The organism is Photobacterium kagoshimensis (assembly GCF_050337045.1).
In the GTDB taxonomy this organism is placed as follows: Bacteria; Pseudomonadota; Gammaproteobacteria; order Enterobacterales; family Vibrionaceae; genus Photobacterium; species Photobacterium kagoshimensis.
This window is the reverse complement of the sequence record NZ_JAKJSO010000013.1, coordinates 85,165-99,431: the sequence shown is the minus strand read 5'-3', so window position 1 is coordinate 99,431 and position 14,267 is coordinate 85,165. Positions and strand designations below refer to the sequence as shown.

Sequence of the window (14,267 nt, the reverse complement as noted above, 5' to 3'; positions counted from 1 at the left end):
GTGTAACTATGATGCAGAGCAGTAGGAAATGTCAGTGAGAAACTTTGCGATGTGATTGAATGGTGACTGTGCTAATAAAATTGGCGATTTATGCAGTTATTGTGAATATGGTTAGTGCTAAGTTTCAAAATGTTGAAAAGTGCGCTTCACATTGTATTCGATAACTGGTTTACTAACTAGTAACGTAGCGACAATGAGATTGTCCATATTGTAAAAAATATTTTACATGACGTAATTCTAATTAGAAACTAACACGACAGGGAAGGCGTATGGCAAGTCAATCAAGAGCGCAGTTTAGCTCCAGAATTGGTTTTATTTTAGCAGCAGCGGGTTCTGCTGTTGGGTTGGGAAACATTTGGGGATTTCCAACTCAAGCAGCAAGCAATGGTGGTGCTGTCTTTTTAATTGTTTATTTATTGATGGTTTTTGCGTTGGCATACCCGCTATTGGTTGCCGAATTAACCATTGGTCGCTATGGCAGTGCTAATCCTATTAAATCATTGCGTTCTATCTGGCCTGCACAAAAGAAGGTGGCAACAGGATTAGGTATTGCGGGTATGATCGCTGTATCTATGATCCTTAGTTTTTATGCCATTGTTGCAGGTTGGTTGTTGGGGTCTCTTATGGGGCCTATTCTAGAAACATTGGGGATGGTTGCGGCTGCGCAATGGTTGGAGTCTTTTGGTACCGCACGTAACCTGATCTTGATGGTTGTCTTCATGGTGCTCACCATCATGGTAGTACGAAATGGGGTCGCAGAGGGTATCGAACGTTGGTCAACGCGTTTAATGCCTGTTTTATTGATACTCTTTATACTTATGGTTGGTTACATTCTCACTCAAGAGGGTGCGATAAACGGCCTTAAAATGTACTTGATCCCAGATTTTTCACACTTTAGTGCCGATCTCGTTGTTAGTGCCATGGGGCAAGCTTTCTTCTCGTTGTCTTTGGGTGTTTGCTCAATGATGGTGTATGGCTCTTACATTAAAAAAGATGTCAACCTACCTAAAGTAGCCGCACAAGTCGCTTTACTTGATACCTCTGTGGCTTTTGTTGCGGGTTTGTTGATTTTGCCTGCGATGTTTGTTGCCGCCAACAACGGTGTTGAGATTTATAATGAAGCAGGTGCCTTGCTGTCATCAGATACCTTGGTATTTAGTGTGTTACCAGCCATGTTTGAAACCATGGGGGCTGCTGGCTTATTAGTTGGTATTCTGTTTTTTATTCTTATGGTTATCGCGGCTCTAACATCTTCTATTTCAATGCTAGAAGTACCTGTTGCCTGCGCTACGGAAGAGCTCCAACAAGATCGAAAAGTCGCAGTGTGGTGGATAGGTGGTGTCATTACTATTTTCTCTGCCATCATAGTGTTTAACTTCGGTGATATGTTTGGTTTAGTTATCTCACTCACCACTGAATATGCACAACCTATATTAGGTATGGTCTTTGCGTTACTTGTTGGCTGGGTATGGAAGCGCGATCAAGCACTACAAGAGATTAAGCAAGGTTACCCTGAGTTAGAGCAAGGGGTGTTTTGGAAGATCTGGCCTTGGTATGTCCGCGTGGTTTGCCCACTACTGATGCTATTTGTATTCTTTGCTTAGACTGCGGAATCGATTAAAAAAGAAAACCACTCAATTTGAATTGAGTGGTTTTCTTTTTGTATGAAGCGCTAAACGGAAACCTGCATTTTATAGTGACTTGGGTATATACTCCGCTTTCTATTATGTGCATGCCGCGTTCATGCCATTTAACACTCTTTCCTCCTAAGGCCGCAGTATGTTTACACTGGTTCATCAACACCCTGACTTTCTTATTATCAATAAACACCCAGAAGTGAGTGTGCATAAAGATGATAATGATCAGCCTCTATTAGCGGCTGTTGCTGAACAAACAGGTGATGAGCAACTTTATTTGATCCATCGGTTAGATAAGATGACATCGGGCCTGCTGTTATTAGGGCGCAATAAAGCGGCGGCAGCTGTGCTGTCGGCTAACTTTGCCAACCGAGTAGTAGAGAAGTTTTACATCGCGATAGGTACTAAGAAGCCAAAGAAAAAGCAGGGTGTCGTTGTTGGTGATATGAGCCGTTCTCGCCGCAGTAGCTGGAAATTGGAAAGTACCAAAGAAAACCCTGCGGTGACTCAGTTTTTTTCAACCGCGGCAGGCCATGGTCGTCGGTTCTTTTTATGTAAGCCTTATACAGGCAAGACCCACCAGATCCGTGTCGCGTTACGTAGTGTTGGTGCGGGCATTACGGGAGATGCGATTTATGGTTGTGAAGATGCCGATCGTGGTTATCTGCATGCTTACTCGTTGGCATTCCCGTATAAAGGTGAGATATTGAGGTTTACGTGCCCACCTGTTCAGGGTGATCTTTGGCACAGTGAGGAAATAAAAGCGGCATTAGTGGATTGGCAATCACCTTGGACGCTAGATTGGCCAGCATTACCGGTTAGCTTACAAAAAGCCTGTCAGCGTTAACATTATGCAGTGATTACCTTAGAATTGCATTGGTGGTGTGAGCAAGTGCTGATTTATTTACTCGTTTCTCAACAGTTTTAGTTAAATCAAAAAATAACTTGGTTTAACTGCTGCTAACTTGTTCAAACGCAAATGCTATCTTAATAAGAGTCTCCTATAATATCGGTCTAGGAAATGACCTAGACCGAGGAATAGAATGCGCCTGACCCGTTCCGTCTCGCTACGTATGCGAATCAAGAAAAAGAAAAATAAAACCCGCTTTTGGGATTTAGCCTCGCTCCGTCGTAACCGTCATACCATGAAAACCCGCCTTAAACGCCATCGTCAAGTTCGTATCACCGCAGAGTATGCTGTACTCGCCAGCTCCCGTATTGAAGAAGAACAACAAAAGCTAGTGGCTTGAACACGCTTAGGTGATTAGAATAGCGCCTTTATCTGAACAATCGACTGGCAAGATGGATATAAACGCACTTACTCAATTAGAACAACACCTCCTTAATGCATTATCGACTCCACCATCTGAAGTGCGTCGTTTGTTTCATGGCCGTGGTCGCTGCTGGCAGGGATTAGAGCAAATCACGGTTGATTCGTTACAAGATCAGGTTTTGGTCTCTTTATTTAAAGAGCCATCTCCTGAATTTTTAGCAGCGTTACACGCATTATTACAGCGCTTATTAACGACACCGCAATGGCAGCAGTGTGGTGCAAACGCTTTACTGCTTCAGCACCGTGATCGCGATGGTTTACCAACCGAAGTGATTTGGGGTGAATTACGTGAATACCAAGATGTAGTTGAAAATGGTCTAACGTATAAATTGGACCTAGGGCGTAAGCAAAATAATGGTTTATTTTTAGACATGCGTTATGGTCGCAAGTGGGTACAAGAACACGCCGAAGGTAAGCGAGTACTTAACTTATTTGCGTATACTTGTGGCTTTTCTATTGCTGCGATAGCGGGTGGCGCCGAGCATGTTGTAAACCTTGACATGGCAAAGGCTGCGTTGAGCCGTGGTCGTGATAACCACCATCTGAACAAGCACGATTTATCAAAAGTGAGCTTCTTAGGTCATGAGTTGTTTAAGTCGTGGGGAAAAGTGCGCAAGATGGGCGCTTATGATTTGATCATTATCGATCCGCCTTCATTTCAAAAGGGCAGTTTTGCGTTAACCAAGGATTACGCCAAAATCTTACGTCGCTTACCTGAGTTACTGGTCGAGAACGGTCAAGTGCTGGCATGTGTGAACGATCCATCCATTAATTCTCAGTTCTTAATCGATGGTATGGCGCAAGAAGCCCCTGAATTACAGTTTGTTGAGCGTTTAGAAAATCCGCCTGAATTTAAAGACATCGATCCTGAAGGTGGCTTAAAAGCTTTAGTTTTTCGTCGTTAACAATAACGGGTTTCAGGTCTTTCGTATTAAATAAAAACGGCCGTGAATGGTGATATTCGCGGCCGTTTGCTATTTGAGACGAAATATAAGGTTTTACGCTATTGCTGCGCCAATTGTTTGCAGTAATCACCATAAACCGATTGCTCAACCATGGTGCGTCCCCGCATATCCATGATTTTGATGTTGTAGCTGACACCGGCATCAAACAGTGGCGTCAGTTCTTCGCTACTACAATAGTTGGCAGCAGCTGCTTTAATGGTCTGCGAAGGAGCCATTTTGCCACCACCACCATAAAGTACCGTAATAACCACTGTCTTATTTTGTGCTTGCGCCTTCATGATTTTGTACTCATCAATCTTGTCGTAAGGCGCTTTCGCATTTATGGTCGCTGCTCGGCTTTTTGCTAAGGCTATCGCAGTATCATCTTCGCTAGATGCACACCCGCTCAGGGCTAAAAATGCAGCGAGAGCTAATATTTTCTTCAGCATAATTAAGGCTTTCTTAATGTTAGTGGCTTAACTAAGTTAGCGTGTCAACTCAGCATTTAAATTTATCAAAAACTAAGGCAGCACTTTCTTGAAAGGTTTAACGATCACGTTTTGGTAAACGCCCGCTTCAATGTACGGATCCGCATCTGCCCATTGTTTTGCTTCGTCTAATGAGTTGAATTCAGCAATCACGGTTGATCCTGTAAAGCCAGCTTCACCTGGGTTTTCGCTGTCGATGGCAGGGTTCGGTCCTGCGACCAGTAATCGACCTTGTTCTTGTAGGTCTGTTAAACGCGCAAGGTGTTTTTCGCGTACACTTAAACGGCGCTCTAGGCTGTTTTCAACATCTTGAGAGAAGATTACATACCACATTGTTATATTCCTTTTTAGTGGGTGGGGCGTTCATTTATCATCTGATTGTATCTTTGCAGGGCAAGGTCAGCAATGTTTCTTGAGAGCGAACTGCTAGCTCAATAAAAAAAGCCTCAACGATGAAGTGAGGCTTTTTTTGATTAGGCTTTTTTAACTGGTCGCGGTCGACCTTCGCTATTAATCGCAACGTAATTAAATGTTGCTTCACAAACTTGGTAGCGGTCACCAATGGCTTCATGCGCGACAGGCTTAACCCAAACTTCAAGGCCAACACTCATTGATGTGTTGCCTATACGCTTACATTCACCATAACAGCAAACAACGTCACCCACACTAACGGGGGCTTTAAATGCGATGCTCTCGACAGAAACCGTTACTACACGGCCACCTGAGATTTCTTTTGCTAAAATCGCACCAGCTAAATCGAGCTGAGACATGATCCAGCCACCAAAAATATCGCCATTAGCGTTGGTGTCTGCTGGCATTGCAAGGGTGCGGAGAAGAAGTTGTCCGCGAGGGATGTTGTTTTCTGTGCTCATTGTTGATTCCGAGTTACTGCTTGTCTGAACCGTTTTCTTTCGGCATATGGTGATAGATATATCCGCCAGTGGCAAGGGTAAAGAGTAACGTCAGTACAAGCAAGCCGAATACTTTAAAGTTTACCCAAACATCGAGCGGTAAAGTGAATGCAACGTAAACATTTACTATTGCACAAGTTGAAAAGAAAGCCACCCAAGCAAGGTTGATTTTGCCCCAAACCGTGTCGGGTAGGGTAAGTTCTTTGCCTAACATGCTTTTAATTGCGGGCTTACCCATTAGCTGGCTAACAGCTAGGCCAATCGCAAAGAGTGCATAGACAATGGTGACTTTCCATTTTATGAAATTTTCGTCGTGCAAGAACAGCGTCAAACTACCGAAAACAGCAACCATAGCAAAGGTGATCAGCTGCATCTTTTCGACTTTTTTGTACAAAAACCATGTTAGTGCAATTTGAATGGCTGTCGCGATGATCAAAGCGCCCGTAGCGACAAAAATATCATGGGTTTTATACAATACAAAAAAGACAATAAGCGGGATAAAATCGAGTAGTTGTTTCATGTGGCGGTGAGCCTTACTGACAAATATGTCTGGCTAGTATACCTAAACCGAGAATAAAAGGCAGAGTAACTGGCTGTGAGTGTTTATAGCTGTGTGTGTTTGCTTTTTGTTTTACAGCAAGGCTTGTTCAGTGGGGAAATATTGATGAAGCGTAAAGATGATATTTAATGGGTATAAAAAACGGCAGCGCGTGGCTACCGTTTTATGCTGACGCGTTCGTACAAACGGATTACAGTTTGAAACGTGTCGTTAGGATAATTTGATCACCGTAAAGGCCGTTGAACTTGCCTTCTGCACCGATAGAAAACAGCTCAGTTGCATGGAAGCGACCAGTAATTGAACCAATGACTTTATCATCATCGCTAATCGTTGTGTGGCCGATTTTGCCGCCAACCTCAAACTGTGGACCAAGCCATTGGCGAACACCTAAGTTCACTTCAACACCCATCTTGCCACCAGCGCTGTTGTAGCGATCATTTTTAACATTCAGGGCTTTGATTTCACCTGTAATATCTGCCCAGTTGTTCACTGGAGCATGGAAGCCAACACCAACGTTTGCATCCCAATCGCCTTTGAAGCGTGTATCAATACTACCTGTGATATGCGCGTTAGGGTGAATTGACATGCTAAAGCCGCCACCGTAAGTCAATGGATCAATACCAATACGCGCTTCTGCGTAATCGTAGCTGAAGTTGCTCATTGTGTTGGTTGCTGGTGTTTCAGCATGTGCCGCAGACATTGTTGCTAGAACAAGACCTGCTGCAATAAGTGTTTTGCGCATGAAAGGATTCCAAAGGCTGTAAAATAGAATTCCCAGTATTCTAAAGTACAAGTAATACCAATCATAGGTTTTGCATTAACTTGTTCATCAAAATGATAATGCGGTGGTTAAATAACCACCGAATTAAGCCTGTTGATGTGAACTTTGCCACAGTCTGTGCTTATTCACCTGCCAAGTATTATGCTGCTTTACACCTATGATTAGCAGGATTCAGCCTTGGTGATGAGCTCATTGCCCGAGGTTTCACCCATGGCAAATTGTCGGATGCTGTATAAGCTTGTATCGGCAATATTGCCTAGTGCTTCATCCGTTAAAAAAGCTTGATGGCCAGTAAATAGCACGTTATGACACGAGGATAAACGACGGAATACATCGTCTTTAATGACATCGTTAGATTTGTCTTGGAAAAACAAATCTTGTTCATTTTCATATACATCAATGCCTAATGAACCAATACGGCTGCTTTTTAGCGCCTCGATGGCATCTTTGGAGTTGAGTAAGCCGCCACGGCTGGTATTGATTATCATGACGCCATCTTGCATTTTTTCAAATGCCTGGGCGTTTAGCATATGGTAATTGTCATCTGTCATTGGGCAGTGCAGGGTGATCACATGCGCTTGTTGGTAAATATCATCAAGACTGGTGTAGGTTGCACCTAGTGCTATTGCTGCTGGGTTTTCAAAAGGATCATAGGCCAAAATATTCATGCCGAGTCCTTTTAAAATACGCATAGTTGCAATACCGATGCGACCAGTACCAATTACCCCCACGGTTTTGCCGTTAAAGTTAAACCCTGTTAGGCCTTCAAGGGAAAAGTTGGCATCGCGAGTACGTTGATAAGCGCGATGGATGCGGCGATTTAGGCTAAGCATTAGGCCGATGGTGTGTTCGGCAATGGCTTCTGGTGAGTATGCAGGCACTCTAACTACTTGGATATTGAGTGCTTTTGCAGCGGCTAAATCGACTTTATCAAAGCCAGCGCAGCGCATAGCAATAAGGCGAACACCTGCTTTAGCCAGTTGTGCTAGCACAGGTTGTGATAAGTCGTCATTCACAAAGGCACATACCGCATTAAAGCCTTGGGCCATACGGGCCGTTTGCTCGGTTAAACGGAATTCAAAATAAGAAAGCTCAAGTTGATAATCTTGATTAATCAACTCAAAGGACTTTTGGTCGTATTTTTTTGTGCTAAAGACTGCAACTTTCATAGCGTCACCTTTTCGGAGAACTTAGATTTTGTGATAAAGATAACACTTCTTAGTTCAATCGCAAGGCTTTGTATGATAATTAGCCGTCAGACAAAGAAAGGCGACGATCACTCATTGCTTGCATGATTTTTGCTGTATTTAATATACGCGCCCATGGCATTAATTCTTTTTCATTATCAATCATATAGCTGGTTAATTGTTCAATTACGACGGTTCTTAAATTTTCACCATCCCAAGGTTTCGCCACATAATAATCTAAGCTGGCATTGTTAACGGCTTGCACAGTTTCTTCTAACCCAGCTTGCCCGGTTAATAGCACTTTACGGGCAGATTTTGTTTCATCTTGTTGCTTTAATTCAATTAAAAAATGGATACCAGTTTCCCCAGGCATGATGTGATCACACAAAATCAATGCCAGTGGAATATGATCGGCGATAGCATCAGCTAAGACTTCTTTGGCTTCATCTACCGATTCCGCCGCTTCTAAAATAAAGTGCTCGCTTAATGGCTCGAGGTCGTGCAAGACGCTATCGAGCACTTCGCGCTCATCATCAACACATAAAATCATATACTTGTTCATAGCGCTCTTCCTTATGTCATTGCCTTGTTTGATCTTGGCTGTGGTTGGTGTTGCTGTGTACAGGTAAAGTCACAATCATTCTGGTAAAGCGGTCTAACTCAGATTCGATACGAATAGCCCCATTATGTTGGTGAATGATTTGCTGGCATACCGATAAGCCAATTCCAAGACCAAAATTGCCCTCGCGCTTAGTGGTGTAGTTAAGCTCAAAGACTTTTTCTTGCTGTTCAAGCGGAATGCCTTTGCCATTATCTTCGACGATAATATCGATACTTTGCTGATGGCTATTGGGCGTGAACTGGGTGGTGATACGAATTTCACCTGGCTCAGGAACGGCATCTAACGCGTTAGCAATTAAGTTAGTCCAGACTTGTTGTAATGCAATAGGCTGACAGCGTATAGGTGGCAGTTCAGCATACTCCTTGGTGATCTTATGACGCTTTAATCGGTTTTCAAAGATCACTAAGGTATCTTCCAACCCTTCATGTAAATCAACGTCATGAGTGGTTTCATCATCTTGACGGGCGTAGCTTTTCAGGCTTTTGACTAAGTCTGCAATGCGATGAGCACAAACATTGATGGAGCGTAGGAAGTTCCCCATCTGATAGTAGTGTTCCCATTCATCGATAACGGTTTTGAGTTGATGCTTTTGCGGGAGTAACCATTGTTCAACGCTATCGGCATCATCAAGCCCCATTAGAACGGCTTTGCGGGCGGTTTGCCTATCACCAAGTGTGCTTTCTAGTTGTTTTGCCCGCTGTCTTGTCTCCGATGTAGACAGTGGGCGAGATTGCATCGCTCGCTGTAAAATGACATTCCCCTGCATTTGGTTATCGTGGCTTAGCTGTGATTCGGTGAGTTTGCAGATGGTTTCTTTTAAGGTGTCGCTGCCGCGCAAAATGGCAGAAACGGGGTTGTTTAGCTCGTGTGCAACCCCTGCAACTAACTGGCCAAGCATCGCCATTTTTTCTTTGTCGATTAACTCTTGATAGGCTTCATCAAGTGATTTAAGGGTTTGCTGTAATCGCATTTCGGTTTTGATGCTGCCTTGCAAGCGGCGGTTAAAGTTGCGCAGTAGAAGGTTTGTAAAAAGTGGGAGCAACTCGCTTTGGGAATTCATTACCTTGGTAAACAGTTGCCTATCTAGCTTAATCACATCGGTTTGACACAGCGTAATACCGGTTGAAAAAGAAGCCTCGCCAGTCACAAAAGACATACCTCCGATCAGGTTGCCAGATCCAACTCGAACCACCTCGTGTTTAAAATCGTCTTCGTCTTTTTTATATAAGGCAACTTCTCCTCGGGTAATGAACCATAAGAAATTATTCGCTTCACCTTCATGGGTCAGCACGTGGCCTTCACTGTAAGTGCGGCACGCTTTATGTTCATCATTCCCTTGGAAGAAACTGTGCAAGGCATCGGTAACTTGGCTGGCCAGTGTTGCATCATCAAGGTGATCACCATGACGAATAAAGCCTGACCGAAAGCGCGACATTTGTCGATCAATATGGGCTTTTAAGATACGGCGATGGTCAAGTTGCTGGCTGTATTTGAGCCAGTCTTCGTCAGGGTGTTTAAGGATATAGGTAGTGAGCTCTTTGGTGAGTACACGGTGTAACTCGTCACGTTGCCACGGTTTCGTTAAGCAGTAATTGAGCCGACCTTCGTTAACGGCTTGCATAATGACATCAATTTGCGGCTTGTCGTTGAGTAACACGGTGCGGGCGCGCTTGGTGACAGGGTGATTATCGAGTTGCACTAAAAAATCAACCCCGTTATCGGCCCCTAAATCGTTGTCACAGATCACCATCGCAGCTTGTTGACCTTGTTGTTCAATAAAGGTCAGCGTGTCATTGGCATCTTCAATGCAATCTGCACCAATAATATCAAACAGATTGCTAAACGAGCTGAGATCTTGCCGCAGTCGTTCGACAATATCAGGCTCATCATCAAGACACAAAATGACAAAGCTATTCACGGTGGGATCCTTCTGAGGTGAATTCTATTGGCAGTGTATGTTAAATGAGCAATAAGGTCTGAGAGGCTGACAACAATTTGAGTGGATTACTTGTTGATCCATAGAGGATTCATAGAGGTATGCATCGCTTTGTAATACACTAGCCTTAGTTTATTTTTTTCGATCAGGGATATTTATGACGCTCAAGAAAATTGGGGCAATTGGTGGTGCTATTGCGGTGGCGGTGTGTTGGCCGATTGCTGTGGGTCAAGTTGGCGAACGTATTTATTTAGATACCGTTGGCAAGTATGAGAACCCTTACGTCAAAATCAGCAACGAAAGCTATGACCGTGGTTATCTCGGTTCCGAAGCGGTATCTCGTATTGAAGTAAAAGACGAATTTAAAGCGCTGTTTGAAGAAGAAGGCTTACCCTCTGTTTGGCATGTCTCGCACAAGATCAAACATGGCTTCCTTGGTATGACGTCAGAAAGCCAATTTGAGCTGGATGAAGGGCTACAAAAAGTGGCGGCACAAGCGTGGGGTGAAGGTGTTGCGCCCATTACATTCCAAACAGAGACATCGCTAACACGCCGTACTGAGTTTAAAGTGGTGGTTAACCCAGTTGCTTATAAAGATGATTTTGGTTCATCAGTCTCTAGTGAACCCTTTATCTTTGATGGTGTTGTTGATGCGAAAGGGGCGGGGGAATTTCATTACCATCTTCCACAGTTTTCGGTGACGACAACCGCCAATGAAACCATGGCGATGAGTAACTTATCTGGCGATGGTAAAGGTGTGATGGATGGTCAGTTTTGGCTAGGCAGTCAAAGCGCGCAGCTAGGTTCCGTTAAATTCATCGACAGTAATAACGATAAGGCGGTGAGTCTAACTAATATGTCAGTGGCGATGAGTAATGTGCTGACAGAGCCAACTAAAGATGCAGCAGCAGATGAAAATGCACGCCTAACCAATGAAAATAAGGTGACCATAGAGAAAATTGTTTCAATTGATGGAAAAGATTACAACAATTTCAACTTTGCTCTGTCTTTCATTGGGTTGGATTACCCTGCGATTACGCGCCTAGGCGATATGAGTGATGAAATTAATGATCAAATGAGCCCAGAGCAGCAAAAAGAAGCCTTATTAGCGCTAGATCTGCTGGTGGCTAAAGGGCTAACGCTCGCCATGGATGATTTAAGCCTGACAACACCGATGGGAGATATTCGTAGCCAAGTACGTTTTGTTGTATCGCCTGGGTTAGCGCGTGCTTCGCAAAATGTCGATAAAATGGCTGAAAAACTAACGGGCAACATTGCGCTTGAATTACCGAAAGAGCTTGTTGAAATGGATCCAGCCTTGTTAGAGCGAGCGACTATGATGGAACAAGCCGAAATCGTAGAGCGCTTGGAAGATAAGTATGTATTAAACATGCAGGTTGAAGGCGATAAAGTGATTCTCGCCAATGGTGACCAACTGCCGTTAGGCATGTTATTTATGCTATTTATGTAATTGCGTATTAAACGCATTAGGACTGACTTTGGTACTGTTTTTTGTGTAACTATTGATTTAACGAGTTGACTTAAAAAGTAAAAAAGCGATTTAAAGAACGCGTTATCTAGCAATAGGTAACGCGTTTTTTTATTGCGATACTTTCCTTGATAGTTTTTGCCTATTGATGAAATACATTATTTGTATTTAGTAATTTCAGATAAATAGACGACAATTAACACATAAAGGTTAAACAGCATGTTCGCGTAACGTGTTTGGATAGCCAGTCAGATGCAAGACAGCAATCGTTGATTCTTCGCATCACTTTTCTGACACACTTCTCTGCACAATAAGAAGATTTAGGGGGATGCATGGAATCGTTAAAAGTTAAAGACTATATGAATATGCGCCCGGTGACTTTTGATCCAAGTCAGTCGCTGTCTGCGGCACTTGATAAGTTGTTAACGGCAAAACAAATTGGTGGTCCGGTTGTTGATGCTAACCGTCAGGTTGTTGGTTTCTTATCAGAGCAAGATATGATTCAGAAGCTGATCAAGGTCGGTTATCACTGTCAGGATACACACACCGTAGGTGAGTGTATGCGAGAAGATGTACTTACAGTGTCTCCTGAAAGTTCAATTATCGAATTAGCGGATATTATGTCGGGCCAAAAACCCAAAATTTACCCTGTGGTTGAAAGCGGTCAATTGGTGGGAGTGATCACTCGACGTGATGTTCTAACTGCAATCAGTAATCAAATTGGCGCTTGTTTTCAGCATCCAGTATGATTTCGCTCAATAATTAAAAAGAACGAAAAAGGCGCACTGTGCGCCTTTTTTGTCGTTAGCGTGGTTTGTCTTTTTTGAGAAAAGGACGTCATACCAATCTAGATTGGTACTAATAAAGGTAATTTAATGAGCGAGCAGCAAGCAAAATTTGTTACGGGTTCACCCATGCGACATATCGCCGTGATGTCAGGAACCGGTGCTATTGGATTGATGGCACTGTTTCTTGTCGATTTGGTCGATATGCTATTTATCAGTATGTTGGGTGAGATTGAGCTTGCTGCTGCAATTGGTTTTGCGGGGACACTGGTTTTCTTTTCGACCTCTGCATCGATTGGTACCTCGATTGCGATGGGCGCATTAGTTTCTCGTGCCTTAGGTGCAAAGCAGCGTGATAAAGCGCGCGATCTGACTATTAACGTCATGATGTTTGCGTTCATTATTAGCTGTGTATTAGTGATTTTGATGCTCTGGCAGTTGCCACAACTACTTGACATGATAGGTGCCAAGGGAAAAGTGGCCGAAGCTGCGACATCGTATTTAGTCATATTGCTGCCCAGTGCGCCTATGATTGCCATTTCGATGGCGGCAGGGGCTGCATTGCGAGGGGTAGGTGATGCTCGTCGCTCTATGGTTGCCACCTTGATTGGGGGCGGTGTGAATGCGGTTTTAGACCCTATCTTTATCTTTGGCTTATCGATGGGTATTGAAGGGGCTGCGATTGCGTCTGTGTTTGCGCGATTCGCTGTATTGGTATTCTCGCTTCATGCAATTATTTACAAGCATGATTTGGTTGCAAGACCGAACCTATCTTCATTTAAAACCTCCTTGGCAGGAGTCTCTGCCATCGCCTTTCCCGCTATTTTAACCAATACCGCAACCCCAATAGGTAACGCTTTTGTGACGAGTCATATTGCGCAATTTGGCGAAAGCTTTGTTGCGGGCTACGCGGTAATTGGTCGTATTATGCCGGTCAGTTTTGCTTTGGTGTTTTCATTATCGGGTGCCGTTGGTCCTATCATAGGGCAAAACTTTGGTGCAGAACGCTGGGATCGTATTACGCGTACTTTAAGAGATGCGCTGCTGTTTACTTCTGTTTACTGTGTGCTGGTATCGATTCTACTGTGGTTAGGACAAGACGTATTAGTTAGCATCTTTAGCTTGCAAGGGGATGCGGCATACATGATTGGCATCTTCTGTACTTTCGTTGCTGTGACCTTTATTTTTAATGGCGCGTTGTTTGTTGCCAATGCTGCGTTCAATAACTTGAACCGCCCTACGTGGTCTACTGCGCTGAATATGGGTAAAGCAACAATAGGCACTATCCCATTTGTGTACCTCGGTGGCGAAATGGCCGGTGCGGGTGGCGTATTGATCGGTCAGGCCGTAGGTTCGGTACTGTTTGGTGTGTTGGGCTTTGGTTTGGTTATTCGCCAGGTCAAAATAATGGCTTACGAGCACGAACAGAAACAGCAAGAAGTTGAAGTACTCGAGCCTAGCGTTCCTATTACGCCATTTTGCTCTTCCCGTACTTATATGGGGCAGGAAAACGTCTTGGAAGAGTCCATTGTGGATGAGCAAGAACAGCCTGTGAAGTAACGTTATAGCCTTACATCGATGCCTTTCTACCATAA

At 43.8% G+C, this 14,267-nt stretch carries 15 protein-coding genes; 7 read left to right on the top strand and 8 right to left on the bottom strand.

The window, feature by feature from the left end; all coding sequences use genetic code 11:
- Positions 1-269: 269 nt before the first annotated feature.
- From L4C35_RS11345 to L4C35_RS11330, 4 genes are all read left to right on the top strand, one after another.
- The gene (locus L4C35_RS11345; RefSeq protein WP_428462968.1) at positions 270-1,604 is read left to right on the top strand and encodes a sodium-dependent transporter; all 1,335 of its coding nucleotides are present in this window, start codon (positions 270-272) and stop codon (positions 1,602-1,604) included.
- Between the two features lie 175 nt (positions 1,605-1,779).
- On the top strand, positions 1,780-2,484 hold the full coding sequence (locus tag L4C35_RS11340; protein WP_428462967.1) for a TIGR01621 family pseudouridine synthase: 705 nt from the start codon (positions 1,780-1,782) through the stop codon (positions 2,482-2,484).
- 196 nt (positions 2,485-2,680) lie between these two features.
- Positions 2,681-2,887 (top strand): hypothetical protein, encoded by a 207-nt coding sequence (locus L4C35_RS11335; protein ID WP_428462966.1) that lies wholly within the window; start codon positions 2,681-2,683, stop codon positions 2,885-2,887.
- Positions 2,888-2,939: 52 nt separating this feature from the next.
- Positions 2,940-3,875: a class I SAM-dependent methyltransferase gene (locus tag L4C35_RS11330; RefSeq protein WP_428462965.1), complete on the top strand. Its 936-nt coding sequence runs from the start codon at positions 2,940-2,942 to the stop codon at positions 3,873-3,875.
- A 98-nt stretch (positions 3,876-3,973) separates the two neighbouring features.
- Here L4C35_RS11330 and gspS2 read toward each other — a convergent pair whose 3' ends face one another.
- The 8 genes from gspS2 to L4C35_RS11290 form a co-directional block, all read right to left on the bottom strand.
- Positions 3,974-4,363 carry a type II secretion system pilot lipoprotein GspS-beta gene (gene gspS2, locus L4C35_RS11325; RefSeq protein WP_428462964.1) on the bottom strand — a complete coding sequence of 130 codons (390 nt, stop codon included), beginning with the start codon at positions 4,361-4,363 and terminating at the stop codon, positions 3,974-3,976.
- A gap of 72 nt (positions 4,364-4,435) precedes the next feature.
- Complete coding sequence (locus L4C35_RS11320) at positions 4,436-4,735, bottom strand: YciI family protein (RefSeq protein WP_428462963.1); 300 nt, start codon at positions 4,733-4,735, stop codon at positions 4,436-4,438.
- 140 nt (positions 4,736-4,875) lie between these two features.
- A complete protein-coding gene (gene yciA / locus L4C35_RS11315) occupies positions 4,876-5,274 on the bottom strand; it encodes an acyl-CoA thioester hydrolase YciA (RefSeq protein ID WP_428462962.1) in 399 nt (132 codons plus the stop codon).
- 13 nt (positions 5,275-5,287) lie between these two features.
- Positions 5,288-5,833, bottom strand: a complete 546-nt coding sequence (locus tag L4C35_RS11310) for a septation protein A (protein WP_428462961.1) — start codon at positions 5,831-5,833, stop codon at positions 5,288-5,290.
- Between the two features lie 229 nt (positions 5,834-6,062).
- On the bottom strand, positions 6,063-6,614 hold the full coding sequence (locus L4C35_RS11305) for a hypothetical protein (protein ID WP_428462960.1): 552 nt from the start codon (positions 6,612-6,614) through the stop codon (positions 6,063-6,065).
- A gap of 200 nt (positions 6,615-6,814) precedes the next feature.
- Entirely contained in the window at positions 6,815-7,822 is a 1,008-nt protein-coding gene (locus L4C35_RS11300) for a 2-hydroxyacid dehydrogenase (protein WP_428462959.1), read from the bottom strand.
- A 79-nt stretch (positions 7,823-7,901) separates the two neighbouring features.
- The gene (locus L4C35_RS11295; protein WP_428462958.1) at positions 7,902-8,402 is read right to left on the bottom strand and encodes a response regulator; all 501 of its coding nucleotides are present in this window, start codon (positions 8,400-8,402) and stop codon (positions 7,902-7,904) included.
- Positions 8,403-8,418: 16 nt separating this feature from the next.
- Complete coding sequence (locus tag L4C35_RS11290) at positions 8,419-10,380, bottom strand: ATP-binding protein (RefSeq protein ID WP_428462957.1); 1,962 nt, start codon at positions 10,378-10,380, stop codon at positions 8,419-8,421.
- 175 nt (positions 10,381-10,555) lie between these two features.
- On the opposite strand from L4C35_RS11290, the gene L4C35_RS11285 reads away from it, so the two are divergent.
- The 3 genes from L4C35_RS11285 to L4C35_RS11275 all read left to right on the top strand — a co-directional run bounded on the left by L4C35_RS11285 (position 10,556) and on the right by L4C35_RS11275 (position 14,232).
- Positions 10,556-11,869, top strand: coding sequence for a DUF945 family protein (locus tag L4C35_RS11285; RefSeq protein WP_428462956.1), 1,314 nt, complete (start codon positions 10,556-10,558; stop codon positions 11,867-11,869).
- Positions 11,870-12,219: 350 nt separating this feature from the next.
- Positions 12,220-12,636, top strand: a complete 417-nt coding sequence (locus L4C35_RS11280; RefSeq protein WP_428462955.1) for a CBS domain-containing protein — start codon at positions 12,220-12,222, stop codon at positions 12,634-12,636.
- A gap of 126 nt (positions 12,637-12,762) precedes the next feature.
- Positions 12,763-14,232, top strand: a complete 1,470-nt coding sequence (locus L4C35_RS11275) for an MATE family efflux transporter (RefSeq protein WP_428462954.1) — start codon at positions 12,763-12,765, stop codon at positions 14,230-14,232.
- Positions 14,233-14,267: the final 35 nt, after the last annotated feature.

Excerpts from the sequence above, each read along its gene's own strand:
- L4C35_RS11345 (WP_428462968.1), top strand. The coding sequence starts at position 270 with ATGGCAAGTCAATCAAGAGCGCAGTTTAGCTCCAGAATTGGTTTTATT.
- L4C35_RS11340 (WP_428462967.1), top strand. The coding sequence starts at position 1,780 with ATGTTTACACTGGTTCATCAACACCCTGACTTTCTTATTATCAATAAA.
- L4C35_RS11335 (WP_428462966.1), top strand. The coding sequence starts at position 2,681 with ATGCGCCTGACCCGTTCCGTCTCGCTACGTATGCGAATCAAGAAAAAG.
- L4C35_RS11330 (WP_428462965.1), top strand. The coding sequence starts at position 2,940 with ATGGATATAAACGCACTTACTCAATTAGAACAACACCTCCTTAATGCA.
- gspS2 (WP_428462964.1), bottom strand. The coding sequence starts at position 4,363 with ATGCTGAAGAAAATATTAGCTCTCGCTGCATTTTTAGCCCTGAGCGGG.
- L4C35_RS11320 (WP_428462963.1), bottom strand. The coding sequence starts at position 4,735 with ATGTGGTATGTAATCTTCTCTCAAGATGTTGAAAACAGCCTAGAGCGC.
- yciA (WP_428462962.1), bottom strand. The coding sequence starts at position 5,274 with ATGAGCACAGAAAACAACATCCCTCGCGGACAACTTCTTCTCCGCACC.
- L4C35_RS11310 (WP_428462961.1), bottom strand. The coding sequence starts at position 5,833 with ATGAAACAACTACTCGATTTTATCCCGCTTATTGTCTTTTTTGTATTG.
- L4C35_RS11305 (WP_428462960.1), bottom strand. The coding sequence starts at position 6,614 with ATGCGCAAAACACTTATTGCAGCAGGTCTTGTTCTAGCAACAATGTCT.
- L4C35_RS11300 (WP_428462959.1), bottom strand. The coding sequence starts at position 7,822 with ATGAAAGTTGCAGTCTTTAGCACAAAAAAATACGACCAAAAGTCCTTT.
- L4C35_RS11295 (WP_428462958.1), bottom strand. The coding sequence starts at position 8,402 with ATGAACAAGTATATGATTTTATGTGTTGATGATGAGCGCGAAGTGCTC.
- L4C35_RS11285 (WP_428462956.1), top strand. The coding sequence starts at position 10,556 with ATGACGCTCAAGAAAATTGGGGCAATTGGTGGTGCTATTGCGGTGGCG.
- L4C35_RS11280 (WP_428462955.1), top strand. The coding sequence starts at position 12,220 with ATGGAATCGTTAAAAGTTAAAGACTATATGAATATGCGCCCGGTGACT.
- L4C35_RS11275 (WP_428462954.1), top strand. The coding sequence starts at position 12,763 with ATGAGCGAGCAGCAAGCAAAATTTGTTACGGGTTCACCCATGCGACAT.